Source organism: Streptomyces sp. NPDC047853 (assembly GCF_043204535.1).
GTDB lineage: Bacteria > Actinomycetota > Actinomycetes > Streptomycetales > Streptomycetaceae > Streptomyces.
This window is the reverse complement of record NZ_JBIDCI010000006.1, coordinates 247208-260393: the sequence shown is the minus strand read 5'-3', so window position 1 is coordinate 260393 and position 13186 is coordinate 247208. Positions and strand designations below refer to the sequence as shown.

Annotated in this window: 10 protein-coding genes; 9 read left to right on the top strand and 1 reads right to left on the bottom strand. The window is 73.1% G+C overall.

What is annotated here, in order from left to right; all coding sequences use genetic code 11:
* Positions 1-99: 99 nt before the first annotated feature.
* Positions 100-1446: a UDP-N-acetylglucosamine 1-carboxyvinyltransferase gene (gene murA, locus ACGF5T_RS14740; protein ID WP_053131822.1), complete on the bottom strand. Its 1347-nt coding sequence runs from the start codon at positions 1444-1446 to the stop codon at positions 100-102.
* A gap of 235 nt (positions 1447-1681) precedes the next feature.
* Between murA and ACGF5T_RS14735 the strand changes: the two genes are divergently transcribed.
* From ACGF5T_RS14735 to ACGF5T_RS14695, 9 genes are all read left to right on the top strand, one after another.
* Entirely contained in the window at positions 1682-2254 is a 573-nt protein-coding gene (locus tag ACGF5T_RS14735) for a YqgE/AlgH family protein (protein ID WP_356603935.1), read from the top strand.
* Between the two features lie 82 nt (positions 2255-2336).
* The gene (locus ACGF5T_RS14730) at positions 2337-2630 is read left to right on the top strand and encodes a DUF3039 domain-containing protein (protein WP_162492103.1); all 294 of its coding nucleotides are present in this window, start codon (positions 2337-2339) and stop codon (positions 2628-2630) included.
* 188 nt (positions 2631-2818) lie between these two features.
* Positions 2819-4117 (top strand): extracellular solute-binding protein, encoded by a 1299-nt coding sequence (locus tag ACGF5T_RS14725; RefSeq protein WP_356603933.1) that lies wholly within the window; start codon positions 2819-2821, stop codon positions 4115-4117.
* Complete coding sequence (locus ACGF5T_RS14720) at positions 4114-5079, top strand: sugar ABC transporter permease (protein ID WP_366768671.1); 966 nt, start codon at positions 4114-4116, stop codon at positions 5077-5079. Before ACGF5T_RS14725 ends, ACGF5T_RS14720 begins: the two co-directional genes overlap by 4 nt.
* A complete protein-coding gene (locus ACGF5T_RS14715) occupies positions 5076-5921 on the top strand; it encodes a carbohydrate ABC transporter permease (RefSeq protein ID WP_366768670.1) in 846 nt (281 codons plus the stop codon). Before ACGF5T_RS14720 ends, ACGF5T_RS14715 begins: the two co-directional genes overlap by 4 nt.
* Before the next feature lie 4 nt (positions 5922-5925).
* A complete protein-coding gene (locus ACGF5T_RS14710; RefSeq protein WP_366768669.1) occupies positions 5926-7536 on the top strand; it encodes a beta-N-acetylhexosaminidase in 1611 nt (536 codons plus the stop codon).
* A 262-nt stretch (positions 7537-7798) separates the two neighbouring features.
* A complete protein-coding gene (locus ACGF5T_RS14705) occupies positions 7799-8692 on the top strand; it encodes a xanthine dehydrogenase family protein subunit M (protein WP_053131793.1) in 894 nt (297 codons plus the stop codon).
* Positions 8689-10722 (top strand): 2Fe-2S iron-sulfur cluster-binding protein, encoded by a 2034-nt coding sequence (locus tag ACGF5T_RS14700; protein ID WP_366768668.1) that lies wholly within the window; start codon positions 8689-8691, stop codon positions 10720-10722. Before ACGF5T_RS14705 ends, ACGF5T_RS14700 begins: the two co-directional genes overlap by 4 nt.
* On the top strand, positions 10719-13034 hold the full coding sequence (locus ACGF5T_RS14695; protein ID WP_356603923.1) for a molybdopterin cofactor-binding domain-containing protein: 2316 nt from the start codon (positions 10719-10721) through the stop codon (positions 13032-13034). Before ACGF5T_RS14700 ends, ACGF5T_RS14695 begins: the two co-directional genes overlap by 4 nt.
* Positions 13035-13186: the final 152 nt, after the last annotated feature.

Here is a 13186-nt window from a genome sequence, read left to right as displayed (position 1 = left end):
CCGCGCAGTTCCCCGCGCCCCTCTCGGGGCGCACAGCACGACGCCGATGGGGCGGTCACCCGGGTTCGGGTGACCGCCCCATCGGCGTCGTGCCGACGTCTAGCCGAGCGCCTTGCCCGGCAGTTCCACCTTGGCTCCCAGCTCCATGAGCTTGTCCATGAAGTTCTCGTAGCCCCGGTTGATCAGGTCGATGCCGTGGACCCGGGAGGTGCCCTGGGCCGCGAGGGCGGCGATGAGGTAGGAGAAGCCGCCGCGCAGGTCGGGGATGACCAGGTCGGCGCCCTCCAGCTTGGTCGGTCCGGAGACGACCGCCGAGTGCAGGAAGTTGCGCTGGCCGAAGCGGCAGTCGGAGCCGCCGAGGCACTCGCGGTAGAGCTGGATGTGGGCGCCCATCTGGTTGAGCGCGGAGGTGAAGCCGAGACGGGACTCGTAGACCGTCTCGTGGACGATGGACAGGCCCGTGGCCTGGGTCAGGGCGACCACCAGGGGCTGCTGCCAGTCCGTCTGGAAGCCGGGGTGCACGTCCGTCTCCAGGGCGATGGACTTCAGCCGGCCGCCCGGGTGCCAGAAGCGGATGCCCTCGTCGTCGATCTCGAAGGCGCCGCCCACCTTCCGGTAGGTGTTGAGGAACGTCATCATCGAGCGCTGCTGGGCGCCGCGCACGTAGACGTTGCCCTCGGTCGCCAGCGCCGCGGAGGCCCAGGAGGCGGCCTCCAGGCGGTCCGAGAGGGCGCGGTGGGTGTAGCCGCCCAGCTCGTCCACACCGGTGATGCGGATGGTGCGGTCGGTGTCCATCGCGATGATCGCGCCCATTTTCTGCAGGACGCAGATCAGGTCCTCGATCTCCGGCTCCACGGCGGCGTTGGACAGCTCCGTGACGCCCTCGGCCAGCACGGCCGTCAGCAGCACCTGCTCGGTGGCGCCGACGGACGGGTACGGCAGCCGGATCTTCGTGCCGCGCAGCCGCTGCGGGGCCTCCAGGTACTGGCCGTCCGCGCGCTTCTCGATCTTCGCGCCGAACTGCCGCAGCACCTCGAAGTGGAAGTCGATGGGCCGGCCGCCGATGTCGCAGCCGCCGAGGCCGGGGATGAAGGCGTGCCCGAGGCGGTGCAGCAGCGGGCCGCAGAACAGGATCGGGATGCGCGACGAGCCCGCGTGGGCATCGATGTCGGCGACGTTCGCGCTCTCCACGTGCGAGGGGTCGAGCACCAGCTCGCCGGGCTCCTCACCGGGACGGACGGTCACCCCGTGCAGTTGCAGCAGTCCGCGTACGACCCGCACGTCGCGGATGTCCGGCACATTGCGCAGCCGGCTCGGCGCACTGCCCAGCAGGGCGGCCACCATCGCCTTCGGCACGAGGTTCTTCGCACCGCGGACCCGGATCTCGCCCTCGAGCGGGGTTCCGCCGTGGACAAGCAGTACGTCATCAGCGCCGTTGACGGTCATGAATCTCGCGTTCCGTGGGGTTCGGGCAGGGGCCAGAAGGGAAAGGGTAATCGCCTTGTACCCCAGCCGAGTAAGTCCGCGCACGGTCGACCCACGTCATGGATTTGTCACAACACGCGGTGTCCCCCGGCGCACACGGGGGGTCACGACCGAGGGGCGCGCGCGGGGTGCGTGTTCACCCCCGTGCCTCCGATTGCCTCCCCACGGGAGGGGAACATGCGGGATCATGTCTGGCATGACCGAGGTGTCCTCGCTCACGGGGCGGCTGCTCGTGGCAACGCCCGCCCTTGCGGACCCGAACTTCGAGCGTGCGGTGGTGCTCCTCCTCGACCACGACGAGGAGGGCTCCCTCGGTGTCGTCCTCAACCGGCCCACGCCCGTCGACGTGGGCGACATCCTGGAGGGCTGGGCCGATCTCGCCGGCGAACCCGGCGTGGTCTTCCAGGGCGGCCCGGTGTCGCTCGACTCGGCGCTGGGCGTCGCCGTCGTCCCCGGCGGGACGTCCGGCGAGCGGGCGCCGCTGGGCTGGCGGCGGGTGCACGGCGCGATCGGCCTGGTGGACCTGGAGGCGCCGCCGGAGCTGCTGGCGCCGGCCGTGGGCGCCCTGCGGATCTTCGCGGGGTACGCGGGCTGGGGCCCCGGGCAGCTGGAGGACGAGCTGGAGGAGGGCGCCTGGTACGTGGTCGAGTCGGAGCCCGGCGACGTGTCGTGTCCGGCGCCCGAGCGGCTGTGGCGGGAGGTCCTGCGCCGTCAGCGGGGCGACCTGGCGATGGTGGCGACCTACCCGGACGACCCCTCGCTCAACTGATCCGGCCCCGCCGGCCCGCGCCCGGCTGTCCCGGCCGGTCCGTGTGGGCTACGGGACCCCGGCTTTCAGTACCCTGGCATTCATGAGCACTCTCGAGCCCGAGCGCGGGACTGGTACGGGGACCCTCGTCGAGCCGACGCCGCAGGTGTCCCACGGCGACGGTGACCACGAGCGCTTCGCCCATTACGTCCAGAAGGACAAGATCATGGCGAGCGCCCTCGACGGCACCCCCGTCGTGGCGCTGTGCGGCAAGGTCTGGGTACCGGGGCGCGACCCGAAGAAGTACCCGGTCTGTCCCATGTGCAAGGAGATCTACGAGTCCATGAGCGGCGGCGGGGACGAGGGCAAGGGCGGCAAGGGCGGCGACAAGAAGTAGCAGACCGCCCCGGCCCGACGTCCCGAAGGCCCCCGGAGTGTGCCCGCGCGCACTCCGGGGGCCTTCGCGTGTCACGAAGTGGTGGAGACCTCTTGTGGACAGGTTCCTGTACTCCATAACCTCCGGGGTGTTGTGCAGAGCGAAACCGTCATTGCATATGTTGCAACGCACGTCCGGAGGAACACTCCATGAAGCTCGCCCCCCGCCTGGCCGTCCTGCTGGCCGCGGTCGCCGTCACCGCGACCGCCTGCGCCCCCCAGACCTCCGACAACTCCTCCTCCGGCAAGGACGAGAAGAGCGGCACGCTCCGGGTCTGGCTCTTCCAGGAGGTCGACACCAAGCCCAAGCAGAAGGTCGTCGACGCGGTCCTGGCCGACTTCGAGAAGGCGCACGAGGGAACGGAGGTCGACGTCGAGTACATCCCCGTCGAGACCCGCGCCCAGCGCATCAAGGCCGCCTTCAACGACCCCGACAGCGCCCCCGACGTCATCGAGTACGGCAACACCGACACCGCCGGCTACGTGAAGGACGGCGGACTCGCGGACGTCACCGAGGAGTTCGGCGCCTGGGACGAGGCCAAGGACACCGACCCGACCGCCCGGCAGTCGGTCACCGTCGACGGCAAGGTCTACGGCGCCCCCTACTTCGTCGGCGTCCGCGCCCTGTACTACCGCACCGACGTCTTCGAGGAACTCGGCCTCGAAGCCCCCAGGTCGCTGGACGAACTGGCGTCCACCGCGAAGCGGGTCCGGGCCGCCGAGCCCGACCTCTACGGCATCGCGGTCGGCGGCGCCTACACCTACGGCGCGATGCCCTTCCTCTGGGCCCACGGCGGCGAACTCGCCACCGGCAAGGGCGGTTCGTACGCCTCGGCCCTCGACAGCGCCGCCGCCCGCAAGGGCGTCGAGGCGTACACCTCCCTCTTCGGCGACGACAACTGCCCCGCCGCCAAGTGCGCCGGCATGGGCGGCAACGACACCGTCACCGCCTTCGCCTCGGGCAAGGCGGCCATGGCGATCGGCGGCGACTTCAGCCACCAGGCCGTGGAGGCCGGGAAGGTGAAGGGCAAGTACGCGGTCGTGCCGCTGCCCGGGGTCGAACCCGGCTCGATCGCACCGGCCTTCGCGGGCGGCAACAACATCGGCGTCCTCAAGAGCACCTCCCACCGCACCCTCGCCGTCGATCTGATGAAGCGGCTCGCGTCCAAGCAGGCGCAGGGCGAGCTGTTCGACGCGATGGGCTTCCTGCCGACCTACACGGACGTGCGGCAGCAGGTGGCGGCCGAGGAGCCGTTCGTGAAGCCGTTCGTCGACACCCTCGCCGCGGGCACGAAGTTCGTGCCGGCCTCGGCGGCCTGGGCGACGATCGACTCCTCGCTGGTGCTGCCGACCATGTTCCAGGAGGTGGTCAGCGGCAAGAAGGACGTGAGCGCTGCCGTTCGCGACGCCGCCGAGAAGATGGACGCGGCGTTCGGCTCCGCCGGATGAGTGGGGCGTCTTCCCGCTCGGAGGGCGCGGTGCGTCCGCGGGTGCGGCGGCGTGGTGGCTCGTCGCGCAGTTCCCCGCGCCCCTCTCGGGGCGCTGCCGGCACCCCCTGGCTCTATCTCGCGCCCGCCGTCGTCGTCCTCGGCGGCCTGCTCGTCTACCCCGTCTACCAGCTCGGGCTGATCTCCTTCCTGGAGTACACGCAGGCCCAGGTCTCCGGCGGTGAACCGACCACCTTCCAGGGGTTCGGCAACTACGCCGAGCTGTTCGGGGACGGCGAGTTCTGGCGGGTGCTGCTCGCCACCGTCGTGTTCGCCGCGGCCTGCGTGGTCTCCACGCTGGCCGTGGGGTGCGCCCTCGCCGTGCTGCTCACCCGGGTGCGCGCCCTGCCGCGGCTCGCGCTGATGCTCGCCGCCCTCGGCGCGTGGGCGACCCCCGCGGTCACCGGGTCGACGGTGTGGCTGCTGCTCTTCGACCCGGACTTCGGTCCGGTCAACCGGATGCTGGGCCTCGGCGACCACTCCTGGACGTACGGGCGCTTCAGCGCCTTCGCCCTGGTCCTGCTCGAAGTGGTCTGGTGCTCCTTCCCGTTCGTCATGGTCACCGTCTACGCCGGGATCCGGGCCGTGCCCGCCGAGGTGCTGGAGGCCGCCGCGCTGGACGGCGCCTCGCAGTGGCGCATCTGGCGCTCGGTCCTCGCCCCGATGCTCCGGCCGATCCTGGTGGTCGTCACCATCCAGTCGGTCATCTGGGACTTCAAGGTCTTCACGCAGATCTACGTCATGACGAACGGCGGCGGCATCGCCGGCCAGAACCTCGTCCTCAACGTCTACGCCTACCAGAAGGCGTTCGCGTCCTCGGAGTACAGCCTCGGCTCCGCGATCGGCGTCGTCATGCTGCTGATCCTGCTCGCCGTGACACTGGTCTACCTGCGGTTGCTGCGCCGCCAGGGGGAGGAGCTGTGAATCTCGTGCGCGCGCGTGTGCGCCGTCCGTGGCGGCTGGCGGCCGAGGCCTCGGCCCTGCTGATCGCCGTCGTGGTGGCCTTCCCGCTGTACTGGATGGTGCTGAGCGCCTTCAAACCGGCCGGGGAGATCGAGTCGACCGCACCGCGGCCGTGGACCCTGGAGCCCTCGCTGGACTCCTTCCGGCGGGTCTTCGGCCAGCAGGAATTCGGCCGCTACTTCCTCAACAGCCTCCTCGTGGCGGGCACCGTCGTGATCGCCTCGGCGCTGATCGCGTTCCTCGCGGCGACGGCGGTGACGCGATTCCGGTTCCGTTTCCGGACCACCCTGCTGATCATGTTCCTGGTGGCGCAGATGGTGCCCGTGGAGGCCCTCACCATCCCGCTGTTCTTCCTCATGCGGGACTTCGGGCAGCTGAACACGCTGGGGTCGCTGATCCTGCCCCACATCGCCTTCTCGCTGCCGTTCGCGATCTGGATGCTGAGGGGCTTCGTCAAAGCCGTTCCCGAGGCCCTTGAGGAGGCCGCCTACCTCGACGGGGCGAGCCGGGCGCGATTCCTGTGGCAGATCCTTTTCCCCCTGGTCTTCCCGGGGCTCGTGGCCACCAGCGTCTTCTCCTTCATCTCGACCTGGAACGACTTCCTGTTCGCCAAGTCGTTCATCATCAGCGACACCTCCCAGTCGACGCTGCCGATGGCGCTGCTGGTCTTCTACAAGCCGGACGACCCCGACTGGGGCGGGGTGATGGCCGCCTCCACCGTGATGACGATTCCGGTGCTGGTCTTCTTCGTACTCGTGCAACGACGACTCGTCTCCGGCCTCGGCGGAGCGGTGAAGGACTGACGTGATGGACACGATCCCCCGGCCGCGGCGGCTGACCCGCCCCGACGACGGATCCTTCGAACTCGGTCCGGGCACCTCGGTGGTGGCGGGCGAGGGCACCGAGGACACCGAGCGCTGGCTGCGCGCCACCCTGGGCGCCGCCACCGGCCTGCCCCTCGCGCCCGGAGCGGGGGGCGACGACGCCGTCCGGCTGTCCCTGGACGGCGGACTGGCCGCCGAGGGGTACCGCCTCGTCGTCACCCCGGCCGGCGTGGACCTCGCGGGCGGGGGGCCGGCCGGCCTCTTCTGGGGCGCCCAGACGCTGCGCCAACTGCTCGGCCCGGACGCCTTCCGGCGCGCCCCGCTGCCCGGCCGCCGGTGGCGGCTGCCCCTGGTCCGGATCGAGGACGCGCCCCGCTTCGGCTGGCGGGGCCTGATGCTGGACGTGGCCCGGCACTTCATGCCCAAGGAAGGCGTCCTGCGGTACCTGGACCTGATGGCGGCGCACAAACTCAACGTCCTGCACTTCCACCTGACGGACGACCAGGGCTGGCGCGTCGAGATCAAGCGCCACCCGAAGCTCACCGAGACCGGCTCCTGGCGGTCCCGCACCAAGTACGGCCACCGCGCCTCGCCGTTGTGGGAGGACAAACCCCACGGGGGCTACTACACCCAGGACGACATCCGGGAGATCGTCGCCTACGCCGCCGAACGGCACATCACCGTCGTCCCCGAGATCGACGTCCCCGGACACTCGCAGGCCGCCATCGCCGCCTATCCGGAACTCGGCAACACCGACGTCGTCGACACCGCGTCCCTCACCGTGTGGGACACCTGGGGCATCAGCGAGAACGTCCTCGCCCCCACCGACACCACCCTGCGGTTCTACGAGGGCGTGTTCGAGGAACTGCTGGACCTCTTCCCCTCCGCGTTCGTCCACGTCGGCGGCGACGAGTGCCCGAAGGACCAGTGGCGGCGCTCGGCCACCGCGCAGGCGCGCATCGGGGAGCTCGGACTCGCCGACGAGGACGAACTCCAGTCCTGGTTCATCCGGCACTTCGACACCTGGCTCACCGCACGCGGACGCCGGCTCATCGGCTGGGACGAGATCCTGGAGGGCGGACTCGCCGAGGGCGCGGCCGTCTCCTCCTGGCGCGGGTACGCGGGCGGGGTCGCCGCCGCGCGCGCGGGGCACGACGTCGTGATGTGCCCCGAGCAGCAGGTCTACCTGGACCACCGGCAGCACCCGGGCGAGGACGAGCCCGTGCCGATCGGCTTCGTGCGCACCCTGGAGGACGTCTACCGGTTCGAACCGGTTCCGGCGGAGCTGACGCCGGACGAGGCCGGCCACGTGCTCGGCACCCAGGCGAACGCCTGGAGCGAGGTGATGGAGAACCAGGGGCGCGTCGACTACCAGCTGTTCCCGAGGCTCGCCGCGTTCGCCGAGGTGGCCTGGAGCGAACTGCCCGCCCCGGCGGACCGGGACTTCGACGATTTCGAGCGGCGGATGGCGGCCCACTACCGGCGACTCGACGCCCTGGGCGTCGCCTACCGGCCGCCCGGCGGTCCGCTGCCCTGGCAGCGGCGGCCCGGCGTGCTCGGCCGGCCGATCGACGGGCCGCCGCCCAACAAGTAGGCGAAACGCCTCGAAACGCTCCCCAACAGTGGCAACTCCGGCCCACCTCGCCGATCCCGAACAGTCGCGATTCTCGTCCGATCAGAGTGGATCTCGTGGGAAAACGGTCCATTTCGCCGACGAGATGGGCGAATGCCTCCTAGCGGACCCCCGCGTTCGGGCCCTGCGAAGATGTGCCAGAGTTGCCACGTCCGCCCTGTCAGGTCGTACCGTACGGCCACATGGGCGAGACCAGGTGGGACAGCGGGAAGGGGCAGTCGGTTTGACCACGCACGCACCGCAGGCGGCGCAGGCCGTCACGCTGCCCACGACACTGGACGAGGCCGTGGCGGCTCTGGCCGCCGTGCCCGCCGCCGTGCCGGTGGCGGGCGGCACCGACCTGATGGCCGCCGTCAACTCCGGGCAGCTCAGGCCCGCCGCGCTGGTGGGACTCGGCCGCATCAGCGAGATCCGCGGCTGGCAGTACCAGGACGGCCACGCACTGCTCGGCGCGGGACTCACACACGCCCGCATGGGCCGCCCCGACTTCGCCGCGCTGATCCCGGCCCTGGCCGCCGCCGCGCGCGCCGCCGGACCGCCGCAGATCCGCAACGCGGGCACCCTGGGCGGCAACATCGCCTCGGCCGCCCCCACCGGGGACGCGCTGCCGGTGCTCGCCGCGCTGGAGGCCACGCTGATCATCGCGGGCGCGGACGGCGCCCGCCGGGAGATGCCGGTCTCGCACCTGCTGGCCGGCATGGAGCTGCTCCGCGCGGGCGAGCTGATCGGCTACGTGCGCGTGCCGCTGCTGCACGCCCCGCAGGTCTTCCTGAAGGCGACCGGCCGGACCGGCCCCGGCCGCGCGATGGCCTCGGTGGCGCTGGTCCTCGACCCGGCCCGGCGCGGCGTGCGGTGCGCCGTCGGCGCCATCGCGCCGATGCCGCTGCGCCCCCTGGAGGCCGAGCAGTGGGTGGCCTCCCTCATCGACTGGGACAACGGCCGCGCGATCGTCCCGGAGGCGCTGAGCGCCTTCGGCGAGTACGTCGCCGCCGCCTGCATCCCCGACGCGGCCCCGGCCGAGGACGGTTCCGTACCGCAGCTCCCGCCGGCCGTACTGCACCTGCGGCGCACCGTCGCCGCGCTGGCCCGACGAGCACTGGGGAGGGCGCTGTCGTGACCGACGACCAGCACGACGACCGGCACGGGCAGGGCACGCCCCCGAGCGGTGGACGCTGGGACCCGCTGCCCCAGGGGGACTACGACGACGGCGCCACCGCCTTCGTGAAGCTCCCCGAGGGCGGTGTGGACGCCCTCCTGGCCTCCGCCGACAGCCCGCTCGCCGCGCCCGGGCACGGCTACGTGCCGCCGCAGATAACGGTGGCGCCCGCCACCACCGCCGGCACCGACCCGGCGGCCACCGGCACCTGGGCGATGCCCTCGGCGCCCGTCGACGGCACCCAGTGGGGCCATTCGGACACGGGTGCTCAGCAGGGCGGCGCCCAGCAGGGCGGTCAGGGGCACGGTGAGCAGGGGCACGGCGGTCAGGGGCACCCTGGGCAGCCGGAGCACGCCGGGCACCCGGAGTACGCCGGGCACCCGGAGTACGCCGCCCCGTACCCGCAGCAGGACCCGTACGGGCAGGCGGCGCGGTACGACGCGCACGCCGGGCAGGGCGACCGGTTCGCCTACCGGCCCGGCGCCACCGGCCAGTGGGACTTCACCGAGGCCGCCGCGGACGGCGGCGCGGCGCCCGCGCCCGGCCAGGACGTGACCGGGCAGTGGTCCATCCCCGTCGCCGACGGCGAGCTGCCGGACGAGTCGGGCGAGTTCACCACGTCCTCCCTGGCCGAGCAGTGGGGCGGCACCGCACCGGCCACCCTGCCCGGCGGCGCCCCCGCGCCCTGGGCACCGCAGCCGGCCGGACAGCCGTGGGACGACCGCGCGGCACAGGGCACCCCGGCCGCCGAGCAGCCGTCCGAGGCACCGTCGGCCCCCCGCCCCGCACCCGGGCCCGCCGTCGGGCCGTACACCGAGGAACCGTCCCCGGAAGGCGCCGCCGCGGCCGCGCACCCGGCGCCGCACCCGGCCCAGGCGCCCGACGAGGCCCCGGCCGACGGGCGTCGAGGGCCCGCGGAGGCCGCTGAGGGCCCCGCAGAGGCCCCGGAGCGGGAATCCGAGGGTGCGGATGCCGAATCCGGCCCGGAGGCCGCCGAGGAGCCCGTGGCGGGCCCGCCCTCGGAAGCCGCGCCGGAGGACGTGGGGGAGCGGGAGCCGGAACAGGAGCCGGACGTCCGTCCCGAGCCGGTGGAGACGTCCCCCGCCGACGCACCGGGCGACCCGGCCGCCTCCGAGGAGCCGCCTCCCACGGGCCCGCAGGAGGAGCACCCCCTCGCCTCGTACGTGCTGCGCGTCAACGGCGCCGACCGGCCCGTCACCGACGCCTGGATCGGCGAGTCCCTGCTGTACGTGCTGCGCGAGCGGCTCGGTCTGGCGGGCGCCAAGGACGGCTGCTCGCACGGCGAGTGCGGCGCCTGCAACGTGCAGGTCGACGGGCGGCTGGTCGCCTCCTGCCTGGTCCCGTCCGTGACCGCCGCGGGCAGCGAGGTGCGTACGGTCGAGGGCCTGGCCGCGGACGGGCAGCCGTCGGACGTGCAGCGCGCGCTCGCCCGACGGGGCGCCGTCCAGTGCGGCTTCTGCGTGCCGGGCATGGCGATGACCCTGCACAACCTCCTGGAGGGCAACCCGGCGCCGACCGAACTCGAGGCCCGGCAGGCCCTGTGCGGCAACCTGTGCCGCTGCTCCGGCTACCGGGGCGTCCTGGAGGCGGTCAAGGAGGTCGTCGCCGAACGCGAGGCGCACTCCGCCGCGGAGACGACCGCCGCGGACGCCGACGAGCCGCGCATCCCGCATCAGGCGGGCCCGGGCGCGGGCGGCGTCAACCCGTCGGCGTTCGAGGCCCAGGGACCGCCCGGGACGCCGGACACGCACCCCCACGAACCGCACGACGGGCCCTACGACCGGGACGACCGGACCCACGGCCAGGACGACCACACCTACGGGCAGGGCGACCACACCTACGGGCAGGGCGACCGGGCCTACGGTCAGGACGATCAGCCCTACGGTCAGGACGACCGGAACCACGGTCAGGACGACCGGCACTACGGTCAGGACGACCGGAACTACGGTCAGGACGGAGGCCACGCGTGAGCAACGACGCCGCGACTGCGGAGGCCGCGGGAACCGCCGAGGCGCCTCCCGTCCCCGAGCCGATCCCGCACGGCCTCGGCGCCTCCCTGCCGCCCGCCGACGCGCGCGCCAAGACGGAGGGCACCTTCCCCTACGCCGCCGACCTGTGGGCCGAGGGCCTGCTGTGGGCGGCCGTCCTGCGTTCACCGCACCCGCACGCGCGCATCGTGTCCATCGACACCACCCACGCGCGCGAGATGCCCGGCGTCCGCGCGGTCGTCACGCACGAGGACGTGCCCGGCACCGCCCTGCACGGACGCGGCCGGGCCGACCGCCCGGTGTTCGCCTCCGAGGTCGTACGCCACCACGGCGAGCCCCTGGCCGCCGTCGCCGCCGACCATCCGGACACCGCGCGGATGGCCGCCGCCGCCGTCATCGTCGAGTACGAGGTGCTCGACCCGGTGACCGACCCCGAGCAGGCCTTCGAGGCCGAGCCGCTGCACCCCGACGGCAACCTGATCCGGCACATCCCGCTGCGGCACGGGGACCCCGAGGCGGCCGGCGAGGTCGTCGTCGAGGGCCTGTACCGCATCGGCCGCCAGGACCCGGCCCCGATCGGTGCCGAGGCCGGCCTCGCGGTGCCGCGTCCCGACGGCGGTGTGGAGCTGTACCTGGCCTCCACCGACCCGCACGGCGACCGCGACACGGCCGCGGCCTGCTACGGCCTGACACCCGAACAGGTGAAGATCGTCGTCACCGGCGTGCCCGGCGCCACCGCCGACCGCGAGGACCAGGGCTTCCAGCTGCCGCTCGGCCTGCTGGCGCTGAAGACCGGCTGCCCGGTGAAACTGACCGCCACGCGCGAGGAGTCCTTCCTCGGCCACGTCCACCGGCACCCCACCCTCCTGCGCTACCGCCACCACGCGGACGCCGAGGGCCGGGTGGTGAAGGTCGAGGCGCAGATCCTGCTCGACGCGGGCGCCTACGCCGACACCTCCGCCGAGGCCCTGGCCGCCGCGGTGGCCTTCGCCTGCGGCCCCTACGTCGTCCCGAACGCCTTCATCGAGGGCTGGGCGGTGCGCACCAACAACCCGCCGTCCGGCCACGTCCGCGGCGAGGGGGCCATGCAGGTGTGCGCCGCCTACGAGGCCCAGATGGACAAGGTCGCCAAGAAGCTCGGCCTGGACCCGGCCGAGGTGCGCCTGCGCAACGTCCTGGCCACCGGCGACGTGCTCCCCACCGGCCAGACGGTCACGTGCCCGGCCCCGGTCGCCGAACTCCTCCAGGCCGTCCGCGACTTCCCCCTCCCCGCGCTGCCCAAGGACACCCCCGAGGACGAGTGGCTGCTGCCCGGCGGGCCCGAGGGCGCGGGCGAACCGGGCGCGGTGCGCCGGGGTGTGGGCTACGGCATCGGCATGGTGCACATGCTGGGCGCGGAGGGCGCGGACGAGGTCTCCACGGCCACCGTCAAGGTGCAGGGCGGCGTGGCGACGGTGCTGTGCGCGGCGGTGGAGACCGGCCAGGGCTTCACCACGCTCGCCCGGCAGATCGTGCAGGAGACCCTCGGCGTGGACGAGGTGCACGTGGCGCCCGTCGACACCGACCAGCCGCCGGCCGGCGCCGGCTGCCGCGGCCGGCACACCTGGGTGTCGGGCGGCGCGGTGGAGCGGGCCGCCAAGATGGTCCGCACCCAGCTCCTCCAGCCCCTGGCGCACCAGTTCGGGATGTCGACCGAGCTGCTCCAGATCGCCGACGGCAAGATCACCTCGTACGACGGCGTGTTGTCCACCACGGTGGCCGAGGCGCTGGAGGGCAAGGAGCTGTGGGCGACCGCCCAGTGCCGCCCGCACCCGACCGAGCCGCTGGACGAGGCGGGACAGGGCGACGCCTTCGTCGGCATGTCGTTCTGCGCGATCCGCGCGGTGGTGGACGTCGACATCGAGATCGGCTCGGTACGGGTCGTGGAGCTGGCCGTCGCCCAGGACGTGGGACGGGTGCTGAACCCGGCCCAGCTGACCGCCCGGATCGAGGCGGGCGTCACCCAGGGCGTCGGCATCGCGCTGACCGAGAACCTGCGCACCCCGCGCGGCCTGGTCCGCCACCCCGACCTGACCGGCTACGCCCTGCCGACCGCGCTGGACGCCCCCGACATCCGGATCGTGAAGCTCGTCGAGGAGCGTGACGTGGTCGCCCCCTTCGGCGCCAAGTCGGTCAGCGCGGTGCCGGTGGTGGCCTCCCCGGCGGCCGTCGCCTCCGCCGTGCGCGCCGCCACGGGACGCCCGGTGAACCGCCTGCCGATCCGGCCGCAGGCCGCGGTGGTGACGGGGACCTGACGTCCCCGCGCGCGTGAGGCAACGCGTCGACCGCGGGACGCGTCCTACCCGAGGGACGGGCGCGTCCGGCGGGCCGGGGCGTTGTCAGTGGTGGCCCGTAGGCTGCGGAGCGGTGGGCACGACTGCCGCTCCCACCGCACACGGCCACTCAC